The sequence below is a fragment of the Acidovorax sp. YS12 genome, assembly GCA_021496925.1.
In the GTDB taxonomy this organism is placed as follows: domain Bacteria; phylum Pseudomonadota; class Gammaproteobacteria; order Burkholderiales; family Burkholderiaceae_C; genus Paenacidovorax.
The window spans coordinates 2,419,079-2,441,184 of record CP053915.1; the positions used below are offsets into that span (position 1 = coordinate 2,419,079).

At 56.2% G+C, this 22,106-nt stretch carries 16 protein-coding genes; 3 read left to right on the forward strand and 13 right to left on the reverse strand.

The window, feature by feature from the left end; translation table 11 throughout:
• Positions 1-15 precede the first annotated feature (15 nt).
• From YS110_11070 to YS110_11120, 11 genes are all read right to left on the reverse strand, one after another.
• A complete protein-coding gene (locus YS110_11070; GenBank protein ID UJB65250.1) occupies positions 16-753 on the reverse strand; it encodes a 3-oxoacyl-ACP reductase FabG in 738 nt (245 codons plus the stop codon).
• A gap of 1 nt (position 754) precedes the next feature.
• Positions 755-985, reverse strand: coding sequence for an acyl carrier protein (locus tag YS110_11075; protein ID UJB65251.1), 231 nt, complete (start codon positions 983-985; stop codon positions 755-757).
• 135 nt (positions 986-1,120) lie between these two features.
• Positions 1,121-2,083 (reverse strand): glycosyltransferase family 2 protein, encoded by a 963-nt coding sequence (locus YS110_11080; protein UJB65252.1) that lies wholly within the window; start codon positions 2,081-2,083, stop codon positions 1,121-1,123.
• A 15-nt stretch (positions 2,084-2,098) separates the two neighbouring features.
• Positions 2,099-4,132 (reverse strand): hypothetical protein, encoded by a 2,034-nt coding sequence (locus tag YS110_11085; GenBank protein UJB65253.1) that lies wholly within the window; start codon positions 4,130-4,132, stop codon positions 2,099-2,101.
• 23 nt (positions 4,133-4,155) lie between these two features.
• Positions 4,156-7,149 carry a glycosyltransferase gene (locus YS110_11090; protein UJB65254.1) on the reverse strand — a complete coding sequence of 998 codons (2,994 nt, stop codon included), beginning with the start codon at positions 7,147-7,149 and terminating at the stop codon, positions 4,156-4,158.
• Positions 7,133-9,415: a methyltransferase domain-containing protein gene (locus YS110_11095; protein ID UJB65255.1), complete on the reverse strand. Its 2,283-nt coding sequence runs from the start codon at positions 9,413-9,415 to the stop codon at positions 7,133-7,135. The genes YS110_11090 and YS110_11095 overlap by 17 nt, the downstream gene beginning before the upstream one ends.
• On the reverse strand, positions 9,412-10,710 hold the full coding sequence (locus YS110_11100) for an ABC transporter ATP-binding protein (GenBank protein ID UJB65256.1): 1,299 nt from the start codon (positions 10,708-10,710) through the stop codon (positions 9,412-9,414). Before YS110_11100 ends, YS110_11095 begins: the two co-directional genes overlap by 4 nt.
• Before the next feature lie 52 nt (positions 10,711-10,762).
• Positions 10,763-11,737, reverse strand: a complete 975-nt coding sequence (locus YS110_11105) for a hypothetical protein (GenBank protein UJB65257.1) — start codon at positions 11,735-11,737, stop codon at positions 10,763-10,765.
• A 12-nt stretch (positions 11,738-11,749) separates the two neighbouring features.
• The gene (locus YS110_11110; GenBank protein UJB65258.1) at positions 11,750-12,553 is read right to left on the reverse strand and encodes an ABC transporter permease; all 804 of its coding nucleotides are present in this window, start codon (positions 12,551-12,553) and stop codon (positions 11,750-11,752) included.
• Between the two features lie 5 nt (positions 12,554-12,558).
• Positions 12,559-14,028 carry a mannose-1-phosphate guanylyltransferase/mannose-6-phosphate isomerase gene (locus YS110_11115; GenBank protein UJB65259.1) on the reverse strand — a complete coding sequence of 490 codons (1,470 nt, stop codon included), beginning with the start codon at positions 14,026-14,028 and terminating at the stop codon, positions 12,559-12,561.
• The gene (locus YS110_11120) at positions 14,025-14,393 is read right to left on the reverse strand and encodes a DUF2304 domain-containing protein (protein UJB65260.1); all 369 of its coding nucleotides are present in this window, start codon (positions 14,391-14,393) and stop codon (positions 14,025-14,027) included. The genes YS110_11115 and YS110_11120 overlap by 4 nt, the downstream gene beginning before the upstream one ends.
• Positions 14,394-14,733: 340 nt before the next feature.
• Between YS110_11120 and groES the strand changes: the two genes are divergently transcribed.
• The 3 genes from groES (at position 14,734) to YS110_11135 (ending at position 19,149) form a co-directional block, all read left to right on the forward strand.
• Positions 14,734-15,024, forward strand: coding sequence for a co-chaperone GroES (gene groES / locus YS110_11125; GenBank protein UJB65261.1), 291 nt, complete (start codon positions 14,734-14,736; stop codon positions 15,022-15,024).
• Positions 15,025-15,108: 84 nt separating this feature from the next.
• A complete protein-coding gene (gene groL, locus YS110_11130; GenBank protein UJB65262.1) occupies positions 15,109-16,746 on the forward strand; it encodes a chaperonin GroEL in 1,638 nt (545 codons plus the stop codon).
• 267 nt (positions 16,747-17,013) lie between these two features.
• On the forward strand, positions 17,014-19,149 hold the full coding sequence (locus YS110_11135; protein ID UJB65263.1) for a TonB-dependent receptor: 2,136 nt from the start codon (positions 17,014-17,016) through the stop codon (positions 19,147-19,149).
• An 88-nt stretch (positions 19,150-19,237) separates the two neighbouring features.
• Here YS110_11135 and pgi read toward each other — a convergent pair whose 3' ends face one another.
• Both pgi and YS110_11145 read right to left on the reverse strand, forming a co-directional pair.
• Entirely contained in the window at positions 19,238-20,809 is a 1,572-nt protein-coding gene (gene pgi / locus YS110_11140) for a glucose-6-phosphate isomerase (GenBank protein ID UJB65264.1), read from the reverse strand.
• A gap of 176 nt (positions 20,810-20,985) precedes the next feature.
• Entirely contained in the window at positions 20,986-22,104 is a 1,119-nt protein-coding gene (locus tag YS110_11145; GenBank protein ID UJB65265.1) for a beta-ketoacyl-ACP synthase III, read from the reverse strand.
• Between the last annotated feature and the right edge of the window lie 2 nt (positions 22,105-22,106).

A 22,106-nucleotide genomic window follows, 5' to 3' on the forward strand; every position in this document is an offset into this window, starting at 1 on the left:
AGAGTTCCCAAAAACTCATAAGCTCATCCCACCATCCACCCCGATCACTTGGCCCGTAATGTAGTCTGCCGCATCGGATGCGAGAAAGCGCACCAAATACGCCACATCTTCAGGTTGCCCCATACGCCCCATGCGTACCCGAGCCAAATTCTGCCCATGCACTTCTTCGGTGTGCTGAGAGTTCAGCTCAGTCTCGATGTAGCCAGGCGCTATGGCGTTGACTCGGATTCTTTGGGCTGCAAGCTCTTTGGCGGCCGATAACGTGGCACCGATAAGTCCAGCCTTGGACGCCGCGTAAGGTACTTGCCCCTCGAATCCGTAACGGCCAACAATTGAAGACATATTGACGATTGCCCCACCTCCGCTACGCGTCATCAACTTGGCCGCACCCTGCATATGGAGAATGGCTGCTGTCAAATTAACCTCTAGTGTGCGCGATAACGCCGCCTGAGAAATCATCCCTAACTTGGCAGGCTCCATGATACCAGCGTTATTAACCAGGACATCCAGGCGACGAAAACGCTTGAAAATCTCTTGAAATGAGCGACTGATTGATTCCTGCTCTGCCATGTCGTAAGTCAGCAGCATGCTCTCTACAGCGCAAGACGGGGGAAGGGCCTCCAACAATTGATTCAAAGACACTGCGGTGCGGGCATGCAACACCAACTTGTAACCCTCTTGGGCCAACGCCTTCGCACAAGCAGCGCCAATGCCACGTGAGGCACCGGTGACAAATGCAACGCGGTTGCTCATTTTACGGGTTCAGATATTTTGCAACAATCAGCTTTGCTTTGGCAAAACTACCCATTTCGATCACATCCTCAGCATCTATCATGATATCAAACGCTTCTTCAATTGCAGCAACAAGAGTCATGTGCGCAACAGAATCCCATTCCGGAATTTCCGAGTACCTTAAATCATCATTTATCGACTCAAAAGTGACACCCAGTGAGCTTGCGAATATATCCTGCAGCTTATTTTCCATATTACAAACCAAAGAAATTATGATCAAATAAAATTCACAAATAATTCGGAAAGTCAAAACCACAATTATTAATTGATAATTGATTTACCCAAACTATCAAACCAAGATTATTTAGAGAGAATTTTTACCCCCCAGCTAGCTCTCGCTCCTCAAAGAAGAATCAACTTCTACCCTATCCCCTACTCTTTCCACAACACTATAAGCTGGCTTCTCCATCGCCCTAGAGTACATCCTGGCAAGATATTCTCCAATGACGCCAAGACAGAATAGTTGTGCGCCAGCAAAAATTGTGACGATTGATGCAATGAAGCTAAACCCTGGGACAGGGGAGTCCACAGCAAGGTAGCGGAAAAGCACATATATCAATATTACGACACCCACCATAGAAAACAGAATACCCAAGATGCTTGCGATCCGAAGCGGAAGAGTAGAAAATCCAGTTGCCATATTAATGGCATGCGCCATTAGTTTTTTTAGCGAATATCCTGACTCGCCTGCAGTACGCGGATCATGTTTAACGACGACATGACCAAATTTGGTTGTACCCCAAGTCAGCAAAACTTCGATATTGACAGCGGGACTCCTGTAGTCAACGAAAGACTCTTTGATATATCCTCTGAATGCACGAAAAGCGCTTGTTTTGCTAGCAACCTCAACCCCCATCATATTTCCGAGCGCAAGTTTTGTAATACGCGAAGCAGAATTCCGAAAGAAACCATGCGTCTGAACCTCAGGATATCCATAGACAACATCACAGCCTCGATTTAATTGATCCAGCAGCTTCGGTATCTCTTCCGGAGGATTTTGCAGATCATCATCCAGCGTGACAATTACGCGCCCCTGCGCCGCTCGGATGCCACAAAGCAACGCATTGTGCTGCCCATAGTTCCTGCCCAACTTGATTCCAAAAATTCTAGAATCCTCAACAGAAATACTCTTAATAATATTCCACGAATCGTCTCCACCACCATCCTCAACAAAAATTATCTCGAATGGAATTCTCGCGAGATCCATTGCCGTCTTTACACGACGATAGAGCTCCCTTAATGTCGATTGAGAACGATAAACAGGAACCACAATGGATAATTCAAGACCCATACCTCCTCCACATTATTAATGCACATCAGAAATGCGCACAATGGAAACCCCTTTGAAAACAACCTCCTCATTTCCAAGGGCGAAAACCCTGAACTCCATAACACTACTCATATTGACAGAAAAATCGATCCACTGCGCTCCAGAACTTTCGGTTATTACTCTTTGACCGAGAACTTCCGCCCCTCCGCTGGACACAACATCCAGCTTGGCGGATCCATTTGGATGATAATTCGTCAAAATATCAAATGTCACCCGATATCGCCCGGGCTCAACATTCACATACGGCCCATAGTGAAGTATACCGATCTCCCCCTTTTGCGCTATCAGCTTTGCTCCGTCTCCTTCTTTAAAGATATGCCCAATCTGATTCAACGATGACGATCCAACAGGGAAAAAGACAGGCATTTTATAACTCATATCCCACCCCGGCAATCTGGCGATATTTTCTGCAAATATGAATATGACATACCCAGCTGCCCTGAGGGTTGCCTGAAGCGGCATTCCAAATTCAGCCATCTTATCCAAACTCACCAAATCAGCTTCTTTTTCATCAAGCAACAAAAAAGTCCTCCCACTCCACGCAGCTGGGCGATACCAGCGATTCGACGAGAGCCAACGATGGGGAGCAGGCATTCCATTCTGAATAACAATTTGCCGAACTCTTACCTCTTCATTACTAAGAACGCTCAATACTCCAGCATTCCAAAAACTGGCATAGCCATACTCCAAACCATTCTCCCTTAAAATTCCGATCAACTCTTGCCTGATCGGATCCGAATAAGAATCAGCTCGCCAGGGGCTGGCGATAGTTCCGCGCGAGAAAGAATTCGGCACGCCGCAAATCACAACAGCATTGGAAACAAGAACAAAAAAAATAGCAGCCACAGCCATTATCAAACCTGGCGACTGCGTCAAAACCAATGGCATGCCCAGCAGACATATTAACCCTAAAACCACACCAGGCACTAGATAACGCGAAACCGAAACAGGATCATTCATATCTGGTATTGTAGTGGCCACCTGCATAAATAAGCTTATCGCAATTATGAAAAAAGCAAACAAACCGATCAGCTTGCCGCCCTCACCTGAACCTCTAAGAAGTCGCACGATAGCAAGAGGAATAATAGCCGATATTAAGCATGCGACAATAAGCCGTACCTCGGAATACAATCCACGCCAGGAAAACAATGGACTATCTGCCGCTGGCAGCCCCCCAAGAAGCCCCAAAAAACCTTTGAAGGCCAACACAATATGACGAAGAATACTTTCAAAAGGCAACCAACGGGCAGAGGCAGTACCATCCACGTTGTTAACCTTCATCATGGTTGCGACATGAAGCCACGTACCTAAAAATGCACCGACACAACTAAAAATAATGAGCATCAAATACAAGCGCCGCTCTTTACCTTCTTTTGCGAGAAACTGATAAACAAACGCAGCAAACAAAGGGGCACCATAGGTTACTATTGCTCTTTTGGGATTCCCCCAATAAACCATTACAAGAAATATAATCAGCAACAATGCCCATATTTTTCCAAATCGATCATCGCCGGATGAATATTTCCACGAAAAGAAGACAAGGCAGCAACAAGAAAAAAATGTTGGCCCATAACTCACTTGACCATACAAATTTTCCGCCATAGGCCCAGAAATTCCAGACAAAACAACTGCGATAATTAAAATTTTGCGCCAGAGAGGAATTCCCATCATTCCGACAACAAGCCATACTCCATAAGCGATCAGGCAAGAAAAGATCAGGCCAGAAATGGCATGCACAACAAAGCCAGCAGGCATAAATGCAAGCAACGGGACGATGAGCATGTGTCCGAAAAACACCCAAAGATCCCCATTGGCATAATTCCACTCGCGCGGAAAAAAATCACCTGTCTCAAAGATCTCCCTGGCCAGCAAAACTTTTGCCGCGCTATCCGAATGGAATAACCCACGGTATCCAAATGCAACATACCACAGCAAACATACCGCATTAACAACCAACAAAACTAACATTAATAATGTTAGCACATGCTCTTTTTTTTGCTTATCGAACATGATTTCCTTCGAATAATTCCAATTCAGATCGGGCAGAAAGAATTGACTAAGAAACCCACCTCGCCCTCCACCGCTTCACAGGGAGAATCTAGCGCCAGAATAGTGTTTGGCACTGAATAAATATGCACGCCTGCCTGCTTCATTGAATACAGATCAGCAGGATATTTTTTCGGCCCATCATCCAACTGTGCACCAAATAAAACATCCCCCGCGCCATAGCTCACCGGCTCGTCTCGCAATGCATCGGATGGACAACCGATTAGCGACAAAGTAAATCTGCGTGCATAACGGTAGCTCTGCTCATCTTCTGAAAAATAAATCGGCTCCACTCTCCATCCTGGAGGAACACCTTGCAGCCATGCTTGAATTTTCTCTCGATACACTGCAGTTTCCACATTACACGGAAGAAGTTCTGACACGTCCACCAGTATTTGTCGCTGGACCAATGAAGGAGGAATAGATTTGTCGATAGCCCGCGCAGCGTCACGCAGTTGGGCATCGTCAGATATTGAATCGAGTGCACCGATTCTTTGAATTAACGAGGGGATGACATTCTTTGAGTTCCGAAAGGCCCGTTCAATGGACTGACGGTAAAGGTCAGCGCAAACAAGCGGATCATGCTGTGTCCGAATGGCTCCCCGGGCACGCGCCCCCAGCACCAGACGATCTGAAGCACTCCGGTATAATGAAACCAGCGCCTCCATTAATTGAGCATCACTGAATTCATCGGGCAGCTTCAAGACGGCATCATCCGGTAGATCTGCCATACTGCCATTGGCATTCACAATAGTGGCCAAGCCATGATTCATACAGTCCAGAACAGCGGCCGATGTCTCTCCACGCGAGAGAGTACGCAGCTGCACCCCCACATCTGCAGCATCCAGGTATCTACGATACAGGGATTCATCCGCCCAGCCTGTGATTCTAATCCGCGGAGCACACCCGCTTTTTCGAATATTCTCCAGCAGATCCACGCCATAAATGCCGCCAGCATTCTCTCCAACAAAGACCAAAACACAACGCTCATCCTTTGCTAAAAGAGAGTTCAACCAAGCGTGAAGAAGGCGATGATTCTGCTTTGTCGGCCCCAGCAGCCCGAAGCTACAAACCACGAACTGATCCGGCATGAGGCCCAGTGCATCACGTGCTTCCTTACGTGATATAGCGTCAGTTTCCACCAATTTGCGCATGAGAGGTACATACGTCCAGTCTCGATCAACATCGGTACCAAACCATTGAGCTGCCAGCCTTCGCGCATACTCAGAATGCACGATAACTCCATCTGCATTTTGCAGTACTGCATAATTACAGGGATACTTCATAATGGTATCTGTTGGATCATCAGCACCAAAACGATGCTGCAGGCCCATGTATCCATGACTCGCGTACAAGGCCTCCGTCCATATTCCTGGCTGAATACCGCCCCGATCCATGTGGGCAATAATTCCGGAGAGAAAGAAATCATGCAAAACAACTGTTCCAGGCACTTCTTTCAGCAAACTGAACATGTGCTGGTGATAGCTTGAATTACCAAAATGATAGACAACCCGGTCATAGTGCGAGGCGTTTTTTAAAAACCAGTCAATTGTCCTTTTTTTGCAATTGGCGTTGACCCATGAATCACTCACATCATCCTGTGCCAAGATAACGTCGATCTCGTAGTACCTTGCCAACGCAGGAAGTAGTTCAGCACTGTAGTCAGCAATACCGCTGCGTTCTGGCGGCAAGGGTGATACGTAGGCCAGACGTGGACGACAGCCTACTTCTGCGAGAAGAATATTATTCTCCCGCGCACGCTGTCTGTGGTAATGCTCCATTGCCTCGATGGTGCATTTTGCCGTTTTTTCCCATGAGAATCTGGCTGCCTGCTTGAGACCAGTATCTTCCAATCTCTTGCGGAACCCGTCATCCATCAAGACCTGCTGCAGCTTGTCTGCAATGGATTGATCACTCAATGGATCAAAGAGCGCATCATCACAGCCGACAACTTCGGGCAAGCTGGAACTGTTGGCCGCTATGACAGCGCGTCCACAGGCCATTGCCTCCAATGCCGGAAGTCCAAAGCCTTCGTGCCAAGATGGGAAGACGAATAGCTTGCACAGGTTATACAAAGCCAGCAGATCTTCTTCCGGGACAAAACCGGTCAGGATCAATTCATCTTCCGCTAGCCCCTCCTGCTGTGCCAATGCCTGCAAGCGTTTGCGATCAGGTAAGTGGATGGAGCAAACAACAGCCAATTGATGGCTGGCTCGCAGTTCCCAAGGCAGCAAAGCATAAGCGCGAATCAATCCTTCGATATTTTTTCGATAATCAATGCCGCCGGTATACATAACAAACGAACGAGACAATCCATAACGCTCACGTAAAGCGTTCTGGAAATCTGGTGCTACGGCCGTAGGGCAAAATATTGGATCGGCTGCAGTAGAAATATTAACGACGGCATCGGCAGGCATATTAAGATGGTCAATGCTCTCCTCGCGAGAGGATGCAGAGATGGCTAGATGCAAGTCTGCCTTACGCATATACGTCAGTTTTTCTTCGTACCAGCGGGAAACAACGGGGTTCGTCAGATAGTGATCCCGATGGATCAATGGAATCAAATCATATAGAACGATTGCGACAGATGGATTCTGCCTAAACAACCCTGTGCTGGTAACTGCATCGTCAGTCAGCCCCTCAAACAAGCTGGTAATGAGCACCATATCCGGCCTCAGGGTGGCTATGAATGCCTCTCGCAATAACTCAGAAGAATGGCGCGACCAGTTGTTTCTTTCCTCAAGGTATGCCGATGCGCCCGTCGGATGCCAGATACGAATGCAATCCTCCGGAAGCAGAGGGGAAAATATTTCCCGGATCTCTGGGACACTCTCCGTGAAGACTCCATTCAGCACCAAAATGATTTCGTGTTCTTTTCTCTGACGCGCAATACTCCCCGCCAAAGCAAGCGAATAACGCCCAATTCCTCGATGGCGCGATCCTGTGGATTGCGCGCCTTGCATATCAATGACAATTCGCATCGTCCACTCCCTCTTCCTTTTTCACCGCTACTTTCAGACTTGCATATATTTCACGCGCTCTTGATGTCATATTTTCCAGAGAACGATCCATGGGAGGTGAAACAGACGCGGCTACAGGAGACGGTACGGTCTGGGCAGTGATGACTATACCCTGTTCGCGGCCTACGGCCAGGAGTTGCCCATGCAGTGCCGGATAGCGTCGAAGCAGCCATTGATTGATGCGATAACTAAGCTGTGGACGGCGGAGCACAGCCACCATGAGGCGTGACAACGGCTTCTGACCAAGCTGGATACTGTTGCGAATCCAATGGTTAGCCGTATTGCGCAAGGTTGCGCCAGGATGAACAAGCAGCCCTCCGCCAAAACGAAAAGGCGCTGTCAGCTTCCAGGAAAGACTTTGATGAACAGCCTGAAGGGCATGCAACCGTGCATCAGCCAGTTGCCAGTGGTGGTGATTTGCCTGATGTATGGCATGCAATTCTTTGCGCGCAGCCCCCAAGTCCGCTTCTACCAGCTTCACCTTGGCTAGCGCTATTTTCGCTTGTTGCCCTTCATGCACACTCATGGCTTCGGCTTGCTCTGCAAGTTGCGTCAGCTCTAGCATTCGGGCTTCAGCCTGCTCCGCGCGCGCCTCCAGCTCTAAAGCACGGGCTTCAGCCTGCCCTATACACTGCTCCGCCCTCTGCGCGCGAGCCTCGCTCACGAAAACACGATCTTCAGCCGCCTTGTATTGGGCACCAAGACTTGTCAGAGCAGTATTGCTCAGAGCCAACTCTCGTTTATGCGACTCCGCTAACGCAGAAAACATTTGCCGGAATTGCTCTCTATCCACAAAAGCTTCAGCTTTTATGTGCCTAGCAAACATTTTTTGAATCTGAACAGCATCTTCCATTGCTTTCATCCAAATCTCACCAGGTTGCTGCAAAGGCACCTCTATGGTGTCGGCAGGAAGACTCAGCAACGATTGGTACATGCACCCAAAAGACCATTCTGCCAAGGGTCGATGCCATAAGCCTTCCGCCCAGGCTCGATACGGTTGAGGCAAACCATATGGACTGATGGAAATCGTGCGCAAAGGTTCTGGCTCATCGACGACTCCAGTGGCGACTTCTCGGACAAGAATCAAAAATGAAAGAAAAATATTATTAGGCCAAACACAATCCTGGGCGCAAGCAGAGATAGAACCATAATCGATCAACCGGGTGGTTCCATCTTCTCCAACAAGCACGTTCCATGTACGAACGTCATCGTGATAAAGTCCTGATTTCTCCAGCAAGGCAAGTTGATGAAGCACCGCCAGCACCACGGCACGTTTATCAAAAGCGATCTCTTCCCGCAGCAAATCAAGCAGTAAACGCCCAGGAAGACGCTGTATCGCCAACCAGGCATTCGTATTTTCTCTACCTGATAAAATAAGATTAGCAGCCTCAAAGCCCTCCGGGGGGTGCTGCAGAAAAATAATCTCTCTTTCAAACTCATCTCGATTACGATCACCAAATCGATGATCGAATCGATACAGTTTTAAGATGTACTCGGCACTAAAAAAGTAACGGCGGCTGCCTTGATGTGCCCCACGCGCAAGTGCGTGAGAATCAGAAGACCAACTATCAAATCTTTCAGCCCTGCCTTCCAGAACCCAATATTGATTGCTCGCGATGAACAGCGGGCGCTGAATGGGGGCTAGATGGGTACTGTGGCGCGCGACTTCATGCACGAAGGCGATTGAGTCAAGAAGGGCACGAGGGTCTTCTGGCTGGGCAGAGGCCCAATACAAGGGCTCTTCGCGCAGGGCCATTTCGACAATTAATATCCCTCCTTGATAAAGGATACGCTCAAAAAATCTCTTGACGGCATCCGTGCCTTTTTCATAAATAATATGATGAAAAACACTCAACCCTAAAACGAGATCATATTGACCGCAAGAAAGTTGCTCAATGATTTCTTCTACTCGGCCCGTTGCAAAGCTGGCCCGTAGTTGAGGATTCTCTTGGGCAAGCGCTTGGCATAATGATATATTTTTATCAAGATAATCGACACCGTGAACCTTTGCCCCTCGCTGAGCAAGCGCAAGACTGAAATAGCCTTGAGCGCATCCAAGGTCGAGTACATTGAGTGGCCTGCCAAGCAGCCGCTCCAACGCATCGTAAGCATCAACGATATTTTTCAGACGATCCAGGCAAGGGCGGGATGCCCCTCCAGAAAGTTCGGGGTGGTTATAAATTGGCTGATAGACTTCCGGCAGATCAGACACAAGCTTTTCAATCATGCCGCAGCACCTTCAGCTTCGACCACATGAAATGATGCTTTCAAATCCACAATTCCCCAAAACGGCAATGCACGCCCCACATGAATCAAAACAGAGTCATAGCGCCGATCAAGTGGCGTTAAATCCTGTAAAGGATTCCCCGATGACACTCCAAAAGAAACCAGATAATTCCCCTCATTGAGGGCAAGCGGCAGCGAAAAACCAAAAATCTTCACATCGCCAGCGCAAGCAGAAATCTGCTCACGCCCTTCACTTACGACGAAAGAGTTCGTGCCATACAAAAAAATACCCTCCAGGGTTTTTATCAAGAAACCCGGCACAATATTTTCAAAGCCAGCATCAAACCTAACCTTGAAGTAGAAATCAGTTCCTGCATTCCCTTCAATACGGGATGGGTAATCTTGTCCGCCTGAGACAATCAGGTAGTCAAGAATCGCAGCCCCTCCTTGCCCCCAGCGATGCTCTGTGCGGAGATAACCTGGACGAGTGTGAAAATCATCATTCAATCCATTCAACAAGGCCTGTTTGGCAGATGTATTATCCACAGGCAGTTGAGCAGCATCGGCTTTGCGTTTGCCAAAAAGTTCGTCCAGATAGCGATTGGTGACGACACGCGATGTATCATCCAATTCAATATTGCCATTTTTCAGCAGAATAGCCCGCTCACAGTGCTTCACCACATCGCCAGGACTATGCGATACGAGGAGCAGCGTTGTACCTTGCTCCTTGAATTGGGCAATTCGCTGATAGCACTTGGCCTGGAAGTAGGCATCTCCTACAGAAAGCGCCTCATCCACAATCAGCACATCAGGCCGTACTGCGGTAGCGACACTGAAGGCGAGGCGCATTTGCATACCGCTAGAATAAGTACGCACTGGGCGGTCGATATATTCACCAATCTCGGCAAAAGCCTCAATGGCAGGCATGCATACAGCAATCTCACCTTGCAACAAGCCCAGCAATTGCCCAGCCATGAAGACGTTCTGCCGCCCTGTAAAGTCAGGATGGAATCCCATGCCCAACTCAAGGAGAGCGGCCACCCTGCCTTCAATGCGCACCTGACCAACCGTCGGCTGTGTGGTGCCTGTAATAATTTTCAACAGGGTGCTTTTACCTGCACCATTCACACCAACGATGCCAACAGCCTCTCCAGGCTTCACATCGAAATTAATATCACTCAGCACCCACTTTTTTTCATGCCTAGAATGGCCAGTAACCCATTCCAGGGTACGCGCCCATTTCCCTGGATAATGCTTATAAGCCTTACCAAGGTGCGTAACATTAATAGAACCCATCAATCAACACCCTGATAAATCAACAATTCCAGAGAGGTACAGCAACCAATCGTCAGACGGGGAAACTTCTTTTCCGCTCAATCGATGATTCATCCACTCCGCAAAAATCAAAAAGAACCGACCCACCAACAAGCTCACCTTTGTGGCCGAAACTTTCATACCCACAAATTCTGGAACATTGGTTTATTTCCGTCAGCCACAACTTCCCATCAAACCTTGAGAAATAATAAGGTACCCCACCGAGATTGGGGGAAACATCGATCCCTCCCGCCTCCAGTTCCTTGACATCTTCAAAAAAAGAAACCCGCCCCCACCAAGAAGTAGCAAAACCTTTCTTCCCATCAAGAAAGAATAGATCATTCATTTCACGGCACTTTTCATGGAGATGAACAACTCCAGAGAAGAACACCCCGTTCCTCCCCAACTCATAGGCCGCAATCTTTGTTTTTCCGGTGACATACAAGGTATTGTTTGTCAATGTGAGGCTCTTACAATATTCCCCTTGCATTTCCTGAAGCGGCATCGACGAACTCAACACCAAAGAGCCGCCCTGCTTCTTTAGAACATGTAAGCTCTGATCGGTAGAGCCCACAACAAAAAACCGGTCACCTTGGTCATCATAAACAGTCCTGTGCGGCCTTTTCCCGACATTTGGAATGGCCTGCACCATCTCAAACCCGTCATTATTTTCCTTGAATACTTTTATGGCATGCCTTCCCGTATCCTCCACGACATAAAATTCCCCGTCCGAAACAATTGAATGAGGCCCAGCAATATCCTCATCAAGTGCCTGCCACTCCTCAATCCGCTTGCCAAGCTCCTTGCTCCATATGACACGATGCTGCCAGCAGTCAACAATGAAATATTTATCCTTTATTTTCACTATCGATGTCGGGGTGTAGAGTCTGCTGCGGAATTCACCTTTATCACCGGGAGTAGCCGAAAATACGGGAAACGAGGAGAGTCCTAATACAGTCCCTCCTCCAGAAAGAATGAATCGCCTTCTCGAAATATCAAATGTGCTCATCGTCACTCCTTCTCAGAGTTCATCTACCAGTTCACCGGCACGGGTCAGAAAAAACCAGGAACCCAGGATCAGAAAGAAAATCGTCAGCCCCATAAGCGGTGCCAGGCTCTCAAGATCAGGCATGCGAAGATCCAGGAAGATGGTCTGGTAGGCCATCACCAATGGCTGCAAGGGGTTGTATTGCAGCACGTTGCGAGCGCCTTCGGGCAGGCTGTCAAACACATAAACGATGGGCGTCAGCCAGAACCAGAACTGCACCACAATGCCGGTGAACTGGCCCACATCCCGAAAGAACACGTTCAATGTGCCCAAAAAGATGCCCAGTCCCAGCGTAAACAGCACTTGCAGCGCCAGCAGAGGCACCACGGCCAACAGCAGCCACCCTGGCCAGTGGCCGATGATCGCCAGGAAGGCTAGGTACAGGCCGAAGACGATGCCGAAATTGATCAACGCCGATGCCGCCACGATAGCCGGCAGGCAAATACGCGGAAAGTTGGATTTTTTAATCAGATTGGCGTGCTCCAAGAACACGCTGTTCAGGCGCCCGAGCATTTCTGCAAACAAGCCCCACGTAATGACCCCGGCGCACAGGTAGATGCTGAATGCGAAGGGCGTTTGTTCATGCCCCGCAAGCTGGGGGCGCATGAGTTGGCCAAACACCACGGTGTAGATGACGATCATGGCCAGTGGATTGGCCACCGACCAGAACGCGCCCAGCAGCGATTCACGGTATTTGCCGTGGAACTCGCGCAGCACGCTGCTCCACACGAATCCCCGGTACGCCCACAGGGCACGGAGCATTTGCATGCCTGGCATGGGGCCTACCCGCTCACGGCAGCCAGCGCGGGGGCGCGGCCATAGGTGTCCTCAAAGCGCACGATGTCGTCTTCTCCCAGGTAGCTGCCGGACTGCACCTCGATGATTTCCAGCGGCACCTTGCCGGGGTTGGCCAGCCGGTGTACGTGGCCTAGCGGGATGAAGGTGGATTCGTTTTCGCCCAGCAAAAAGGTTTTGTCGCCGTTGGTGACCTGGGCCGTGCCCTTGACGACGATCCAGTGCTCGGCCCGGTGGTGGTGCATTTGCAGGCTGAGCTGCGCACCAGGGTTGACCACGATGCGCTTGACCTGGAAGCGTTCGCCGCTGTCGATGCTGTCGTACCAGCCCCAGGGGCGGTGTACCTTGCGGTGGGTGAAGGCCAAAGGGCGCTTCTGCGCCTTCAGCTCGGCAACGATCTTCTTCACGTCCTGCGTCTTGCGCTTGTCGGCCACCAGGATGGCGTCGGGGGTTTCGACGACGACGAGGTTGTCCACGCCCACCGTGGCGACCAGGCAGGTTTCGGAAAACAACAGGCTGTCGCGGGTGTCGATGGCCAAGGTCTGGCCGGTATGGGCGTTGCCCTGGGCATCGCGCGGCAGCACGTCCCACAGGGCATCCCAAGCGCCCAAGTCGGACCAGCCGGCATCCAGCGGTACGACGCGGGCGGGAATGCCCAGCGCCGGGTTGCCGGGCAGGTGCTCCATGACGGCATAGTCGATGGAGTCCGCCGGACAGTTGGCAAAGGTTTCGCCGTGGGGGCGGATGAAATCCATGTCCTGCGCGCACTTGGCAATAGCATCCTGGCACGCGCGCAGCATCTGCGGCTGCAGCGCGGCCATGGCTTTCAGCCATTGGCTGGCCTGCACCATGAACAGGCCGCTGTTCCAAAGATAGTCACCGCTCTCCACGTAGGCCTGGGCAACTTCCAGGCTGGGCTTTTCGGCAAAACTCTGGATGGCAAATGCATTGCCGCCCTCCACCGCCTGCGCCTTCTGGATGTAGCCATAGCCGGTTTCAGGCCGGTTGGCGACGATGCCGAAGGTCACCATGGCGCCATCGCAGGCAAGTTGCCATGCCGCTTCCACGGCCGCGTGCAACTGCGCGGGCTGCGTGATGACATGATCCGCCGGCATGGCCAGCAGGATGGCTTGCGGGTCGGCCACCAGGGCCGCCAGGGTCAGCGCGGGGGCGGTGTTGCGTCCGCACGGCTCCAGGATCAGCCGGGCGCCGTTCACGCCCGCCTCCTGCAGTTGCTGTGCCGCGAGAAAGCGGTGCTCGTGGTTGCATACCACGATGGGCGCCGCCTTGGGCACTTGCGATGCCACGCCATCCAGGCGGCGCGCCGTGTCCTGCAGCATGGAGATGCCGTCGCCGCCGAGGGCCAGGAACTGCTTGGGGTAGGTTTCGCGCGAGAGGGGCCACAGGCGCGTGCCAGAGCCTCCGCACAGGATGACGGGGAGCAAGGGGTGGTTCATGGTTTGGATGCGTCGGAAGTGGTGTGGGCTTGCGCCTCAAGATCCGCCTCCAACATGGCCAGGCGCTGGTTCAGCCTGCGCACGTCACGCTCGATGCGCGTGTTGACCATGTCGGCATGCAGCGCCTTGAGCAATAGCACCATGCAGGCCAGCAGCAGGAGCAGCGCGGGTGGATAGCCGACTCCCGTCCACAGGGCCAGCCGGTCGATCAAGCCTGGCCATGCACCCAGCACGGCGGCGGCGGCGGCCACCGCAACCCAGAACAGGCCGTGCATGAGGTAGAGGTGATCGCGGCGTATCAGGTAAAGGATCAGCACTGCCAGACTGACCCCCATCAAGGCCGTGGTTGCTTGCAAGGACGCCATGGGGCCTGTCCACTCTTTTTCGACATTGGGGGAGAAGGGAAAGTGCGCAAGCCGTGCACGAACGCGCACAAGAACTCGCATAGCACTGCGGGAGGGGTTTGGGGGGCGATTCTATCTATCCCTGTTTATTGCCCCGATACAAAAGCCCAATCAATGCATCTTCCATCATTGCCAGACGCTGCATCAGCCCTTCGGCCAGCGCCCCTTGAAGTGCCCACGATTGCCCTTATCATTAGCACTCGTTGGACCTGAGTGCTAACAAGCGCCATCCACTGATTCCCGGGCCGCCTCTTGGGCGGCCTTCATCCTCCCACTTGTTTGTCTACCTCAAGGAGATGCTATGAACCTGCGTCCTCTGCACGATCGCGTGATCGTCAAGCGCCTCGAAAACGAAACCAAGACTGCCTCGGGCATCGTCATCCCCGACAACGCCGCCGAGAAGCCCGACCAGGGCGAAGTGCTGGCCGTGGGCCCCGGCAAGAAGAACGACAAGGGCGAGCTGATCGCCATGGGCGTGAAGGTCGGCGACCGCGTGCTGTTCGGCAAGTACTCGGGCCAGACCGTCAAGGTCAACGGCGACGAGCTGCTGGTGATGAAGGAAGACGACCTGTTCGCGGTCGTCGAGAAGTAATTCACTCATATTTCCATAGCTTCTTGCGCTTGCCAGGCGGGCACTGGAAGCTGATTTGATCGAAAAATTTTGTAGGAGCCAAACATGGCAGCAAAAGACGTAGTTTTCGGCGGCGAAGCCCGCGCACGCATGGTCGAAGGCGTGAACATCCTCGCGAACGCAGTGAAAGTGACCCTGGGCCCCAAGGGCCGCAACGTGGTGCTGGAGCGCTCGTTCGGCGCCCCCACGGTGACCAAGGACGGCGTGTCCGTGGCCAAGGAGATCGAACTCAAGGACAAGCTGCAGAACATGGGCGCCCAGCTCGTGAAGGAAGTGGCCTCCAAGACCAGCGACAACGCTGGTGACGGCACCACCACCGCTACCGTGCTGGCCCAGGCCATCGTGCGCGAAGGCTCCAAGTACGTGGCCGCCGGCCTGAACCCGATGGACCTGAAGCGCGGCATCGACAAGGCCGTGGCCGCCCTGGTGGAAGAGCTGAAGAAGGCTTCCAAGCCCACCACCACCTCCAAGGAAATCGCCCAGGTCGGCTCCATTTCCGCCAACTCCGACGAATCCATCGGCAAGATCATCGCTGACGCGATGGACAAGGTGGGCAAGGAAGGCGTGATCACCGTGGAAGACGGCAAGAGCCTGAACAACGAGCTCGACGTCGTGGAAGGCATGCAGTTCGACCGCGGCTACCTGTCGCCCTACTTCATCAACCAGCCCGAGAAGCAGGTTGCCCTGCTGGACAACCCCTTCGTGCTGCTGTTTGACAAGAAGATCAGCAACATCCGCGACCTGCTGCCCACGCTGGAAGCCGTGGCCAAGGCCGGCCGTCCGCTGCTGATCATCGCCGAGGAAGTCGAGGGCGAAGCCCTGGCGACCCTGGTGGTGAACACCATCCGCGGCATCCTGAAGGTCGTGGCCGTCAAGGCGCCTGGCTTCGGCGACCGCCGCAAGGCCATGCTGGAAGACATCGCCATCCTGACGGGCGGCAAGGTCATCGCCGAAGAAGTGGGCCTCTCCCTGGAGAAGGTCACGCTGGCCGACCTGGGCCAGGCCAAGCGCATCGAAGTGGGCAAGGAAAACACCACCATCATCGATGGCGCAGGCAGCGCCGCTGACATCGAAGCGCGCGTGAAGCAGATCCGTATCCAGATCGAGGAAGCCACCAGCGACTACGACCGCGAGAAGCTGCAAGAGCGCGTGGCCAAGCTGGCCGGCGGCGTGGCCGTGATCAAGGTCGGCGCTGCCACCGAAGTCGAGATGAAGGAAAAGAAGGCCCGCGTGGAAGACGCCCTGCACGCCACCCGCGCTGCCGTGGAAGAAGGCATCGTGGCCGGCGGCGGCGTGGCACTGCTGCGCGCCAAGCAGGCCGTGGGCACCATCAAGGGTGACAACGCCGACCAGGACGCCGGCGTCAAGCTGATCCTGAAGGCCATCGAAGCGCCGCTGCGCGAGATCGTCAACAACGCCGGCGGCGAAGCCAGCGTGGTGGTGAACGAAGTGCTGAACGGCAAGGGCAACTACGGCTTCAACGCCGCCAACGACACCTACGGCGACATGCTGGAAATGGGCATCCTGGACCCGACCAAGGTGACCCGCACCGCGCTGCAGAACGCCGCATCCGTGGCATCGCTGCTGCTGACCACCGAGTGCATGGTGGCCGAGGCACCGAAGGACGAAGCCGCAGCGCCCGCCATGCCCGACATGGGTGGCATGGGCGGCATGGGCATGTAATCCAGCCCACCCCGTAAAAAGCCCCGCAGGCCGTGCGCCTGCGGGGCTTTTTTCATTCCCTGGATAGCCCGTTGCGCAAAGCTGGTGATGCGCGCTTACAACACTATGATTTCAATAGCTGCCAGCGCTTTCTGGGTAAGGGCCAGAGGCCAATTTGACTCATAAATGTGGATTGTTTCCTGCCTCTTTTTGGGCAGCGCCTGCGATGCAATAAATAAAATGAGAACAGTTTTTATTTGCAACACTCCATCGCAAGAAGCAACACGCATGCAATCCACCCTCCATCGCACCACCCGGCTCACCCCCATCGCCTTCGCACTGCTCGCCTTCAGCGCCACCGTCGCAGCGCAGACCGCCACGCCGCCCAAGGCGGAGGCCACCCTGGAGCAGGTCAACGTGCGCAGCAAGTACGAGCGCGAGGACCTGCCCCAGCGCGCCCCCGGCCACAAGGCTGCCTCGGGCGCGCGCCTGGGCATCCTGGGCGCCACATCCATCATGGAGGCGCCGGTGCACGTCAACGCCTACACGCGCGAGCTGGCCGAGGACTGGTCGGCCCTCACGCTGCAGGACGTGCTGGAGAACGACTCCGCCATCGTCTTCACCACCAACAAGAACCACCTGCTGCAGAACTTCAACCTGCGCGGCCTGGACATGACGGCGATGGACATCGCCACCAACGGCCTGTACGGCATCGCTCCCGCCAACGCGGTGCCGGTGGAAATGTTCGAGCGCATCGAGGTGCTGCGCGGCCCGAACGTGCTGCTCTCGGGCATGCCGCCCCTGTCCAGCGTGGCCGGCACCGTCAACATGGTGACCAAGCGCGCGCTGGCCCAGCCCATCGCCGACCTGACGGTGACCTACGGCTCCAAGTCCTACTTCCAGGGCCATGCCGACGTGGGCAAGCGCTTCGGCGACGAAAAGCGCCTGGGCGTGCGCTTCAACGGCGTCTATGGCGACGGCGAGATGGGCGCCAAGGACGAGAGCCAAAAACGCCAAGTGGGCGCGCTGGCGCTGGACTACATCGGCGACCGCGCCCGCTTCTCGTTCGACCTGTACAACAGCGTCAACAAGATCGACGGCGGCAGCCCCGGCATGTTCAACTTCCTGGGCAACGCCTCGATTCCCGGCGTGGGCACCCTGCTGGCGCCGCCCAAGGGCGACACCAACATGTTCCGCGGCACCCACGGCGAGTACGACAACACGGGCGCGCTGGCCCGCGCCGAGTTCGACTTCACGCAGGACTGGCAGGGCTACCTCGCGCTGGGCGGCTCCCAGGCCGAAGGCAAGGGCCTGCTGTTCGGCACCCGCGCCTTCGTCACCGGCGCGGACGGCACCACGCGCGGCGCCATCTACCACGTGCACACCAAGTCGGAGCGCCGCACGGCCGAGGCCGGCGTGATCGGCAAATTCGACACCGGCAGCGTGAAGCACCGCCTGCAGCTGTCGGCCAACATCCTCAAGCACAAGGAAGGCTCGTACAACACGGCCTGCAACTACTGCTACACCACCAACATGTACGACCCGGTGGTGCCGCCCTTCCCCGCCGCGCCCGTCTGGAAGGACTACACCACCGAGAACGACTACCGCTCGCTGGCCGTGGCCGACACCATGGGCTTCGCCGGCGAGAAGGTGCTGCTCACGGTGGGCGGGCGCCACCAGACCGTGAAGATGCCGCTGTCGAACTACAGCGAAAGCCGCTTCTCGCCCATGCTGGCCGCCGTCGTGCGCCCCTGGGGTGACGACCTTTCGCTGTTCGGCAACTACACCGAAGGGCTGGAGCCGGGCCAGGTCGTGGGCGTGGGCTACACCAACACGGGCGTGGCCCTGCCACCGAAGCAGACCAAGCAGTTCGAGCTGGGCGTGAAGCTGCAGACCGGCGCGCTGACGCACACCGTCAGCGCCTTCGAGATCAAGCGCCCCTCGTTCATCAGCAACAACGCCGCGCCCCTTCCCACCCTGGTGGACGATGGCGAGCAGCGCCTGCGCGGCCTGGAGTGGAGCATGTACGGCCAGGTGGCGCAGACCGTGTCGCTGCTGGGCGGCATTACCCACATCCGGTCCGAGCAGCGCAACACCGGCAAGGACACCTTTGGCACGCCTGAATGGCGCGCGCGCATCGGCGCCGACTGGCAAACGCCGGTGCAGGGCCTGAAGGTGGGCGGCCGCTTCATCTACACCGGCGCGCAGTGGGCCGACTCGGGCAACAAGCTGCGCGTGCCGTCGTGGAACCGGCTGGACCTGAACGCCAGCTACGCCACCCAGTTCGGTACCACGCCCGTGCGCTTCAACGCCAGCGTGGAAAACGTGGCCGACAAGAACTACTGGATCGGCCTGTTCGCCGATGGCTTCGTGATGCCCGGCGCGCCGCGCACCTTCAAGCTCTCGGCCACCGTGTCGTTCTGACATCTCTGCACGATGCAGAAAAGGCCGGTCATATGACCGGCCTTTTTGCTTTCATTTCGATAGCTTCTCACGCTTCATGGGCGCAGCTTCAGGGCGGATTTGATGCCGACCCCAGACGTTGCAGCAAGCCCGCCGTGGAGGCATCCAGCCCCTGCGCGTCGCCCGACTGCATGCGCTGCAACAGGTCTTGCGCCAACTGCTTGCCCAGCTCCACGCCCCACTGGTCGAAGCTGTTGATGCCCCACAGGCTGCCGGTGCTGAACACGCGGTGCTCCTGCAGCGCGATGAACGCCCCCAGCGCCACGGGCGTCAGCGCCTCCAGCAGCACGAAAGTACTGGGCCGGTTGCCCGGAAAGTGGCGGTGGCCACATTCCGTTGCGCGCCCCTGCATCAGCGCCTGCGCCTGCGCCAGGGCATTGGCCAGCAGCAGCGCGTGGTGGCCCTCGAGCGGGTGCGCGCACTGGCGCACGGCGATGATCTCCAGCGGCAGCACGTCGGTGCCCTGGTGCAGCATCTGGAAGAAGGCATGCTGGCCGTTGCAGCCGGGTTCGCCCCACAGCACGGGCGAGGTGGCGATGGGCAGGGTCCGGCCCTCCAGATCCACGCGCTTGCCGTTGCTTTCCATCTCCAGTTGCTGCAGGTAGGCCGGCAGGCGCTGCAGCCCGGCGTGGTAGGGCGCGATGCAGCGGCTGGAAAGGCCGAGGAAATTGCGGTACCAGATGTCGAGCAGCGCCAGGCGCACCGGCAGGTTGGCATGCAGCGGCGCGGTACGGAAGTGCTCGTCCATGGCGTGCGCACCGGCCAGCAGCGCCCGGAACCCCCGGGCGCCGATGGCCAGGGCGATCGGCAGCCCGATGGCCGACCACAGCGAATAGCGGCCGCCCACCCAGTCCCAGAAGCCGAAGGCCGTGGTCATGCCCCAGGCGCGCGCCACGTCGGCACGGGCCGTCAGCGCGACGAAGTGGCGCGCCACGTCGCGCCCCCCCTGGGCGTGGAACCACGCCAGCGCCGAGCGGGCGTTGGTCATGGTCTCCAGCGTGGTGAAGGTCTTGGACGCCACCAGGAACAGCGTGCGCCCGGGCTGCAGTTCGCGCAGCACCGCGTGCAGTTCGTGGCCGTCGATGTTGGAGACGAAATGGAAGCGCTTGCCGGGAATTCGGAAGGCGTCGAGCGCCCGCACCGCCATCTGCGGCCCCAGGTCGGAGCCGCCGATGCCGATGTTCACGATGTCGGTGATCGCCGCATCCTCGCGCACCTGTTCGGCATAGGCCAGCATGGCGTCCAGCGCGGCATGCACGTCCAGCAGCGCGGGGGCGATCTGGGGCGTGTCGCCCGGCAGGGCCAGCCCGGCCGGGCGGCGCAGCAAGGTATGCAGCGCGGCGCGGCCCTCGGTGGTGTTGACCGCCTGGCCGCCGAACATGGCGTCGCGGCGCTGCTCCAGGCCGCTGGCCTGCGCCATGCCGAGCAACAGCGCCTCGGCCTGCCGGTCCCACAGGTTCTTCGACAGGTCGGCGAACACATGCGGCGCCTCCTGGCTGAAGTGCGTGAAACGCTGGCCGTCGCGCGCAAACGCCCCGCGCAAGTCGAACTCCGCGCCCAAGGCGGCGCGATGCGCCTGCAGTTGTGCCCACTGGGGCGTTTCATCACAGCGGGAATGCATGTCAGTTTTCCATCGCGCACGCGCCGCCCACAGCCCATGCAACCGCCGCGGCCCAGGCCAGCGGACGCCGCGCAAGGGCCGCCCCGCCGCGCTGGCGGCGTCCCCCTGCCCGCCACGCGCAGCGTGGCGAGAGCGGGGGGAAGCGGCGCAGCCGCTCAGGGGGGTGTCGCTTCATCTCACCGCTTGCGCACCACCACGCTGCCGACGGAGTAGCCGGCGCCGAACGAGCAGATCACGCCGATGTCGCCCGCGGCCAGGTCGGCCCGGTGCTTGTGGAAGGCGATGATCGAGCCCGCCGAGGCGGTGTTGGCGAATTCGTCCAGGATCAGCGGTGCGCGCTCACGGTCAGCCTCGCCCACCAGCTTCTTGATGACGAACTGGTTCATGCCCTCGTTGGCCTGGTGCAGCCAGTAGCGGCGCACGGCGGCGGGCGCATGCCCCAGGTCGGCGAGATGGCCCTCGATATGGGCCGCGGCGATCGGCACCACCTCCTTGAACACCTTGCGGCCCTCCTGGCGGAACGTCTTGTCGCGCGCCTGCGGGTCGCTGTCCTCGCTGCGGTTGAGAAAGCCGAAATTGTTGCGGATGTTGTTGGAGAACTGCGTGGCCAGGCGCGTGCCCAGCACCTCCCATTGCACGGGGGCCGTGGCGGTGTCCGCACGCTCCACCAGGATGGCCGTGCACACGTCGCCGAAGATGAAGTGGCAGTCGCGGTCATTCCAGGCCTGGTGGCCCGAGGTGATCTCGGGGTTGACCACCAGCACGCAGCGGGCGCTGCCCGTGCGCACCGCGTTCACGGCCTGCTCGATGGCGAAGGTAGCGGAGGAACAGGCCACGTTCATGTCGAAGCCATAGCCCCCGGCACCCAGCGCCTGCTGGACCTCGATGGCCATGGCCGGGTAGGCGCGCTGCATGTTGGAGGCGGCGCACAGCACGGCGTCGATGTCGGCGCCGCGCTTGCCGGCCTGCTGCAGCGCCTGCTGCGCGGCGGCGACGGCCAGCTCGGCCATCATCGACAGCTGGTCGTCGGGCCGCTCCTGGTAACGCGGGTACATGCGCTGGGGGTCGAGAATGCCGGCCTTCTCGAACACATAGCGCTGCTTGATGCCCGAGGCCTTCTCGATGAACTCCACGCTCGACGGCTGCAGGGGCGCGCGCGTGCCCGCTGCGATGGCATCCGCATGGCGCGCGTTCTCCTGCTCCACATAGCGGTTGAAGGATTCGACCAGTTCGGCGTTGGTGATGGTGTGCGGCGGCTGGTACAAGCCGGTGCCGGTGATGACGACTGAATGCATGG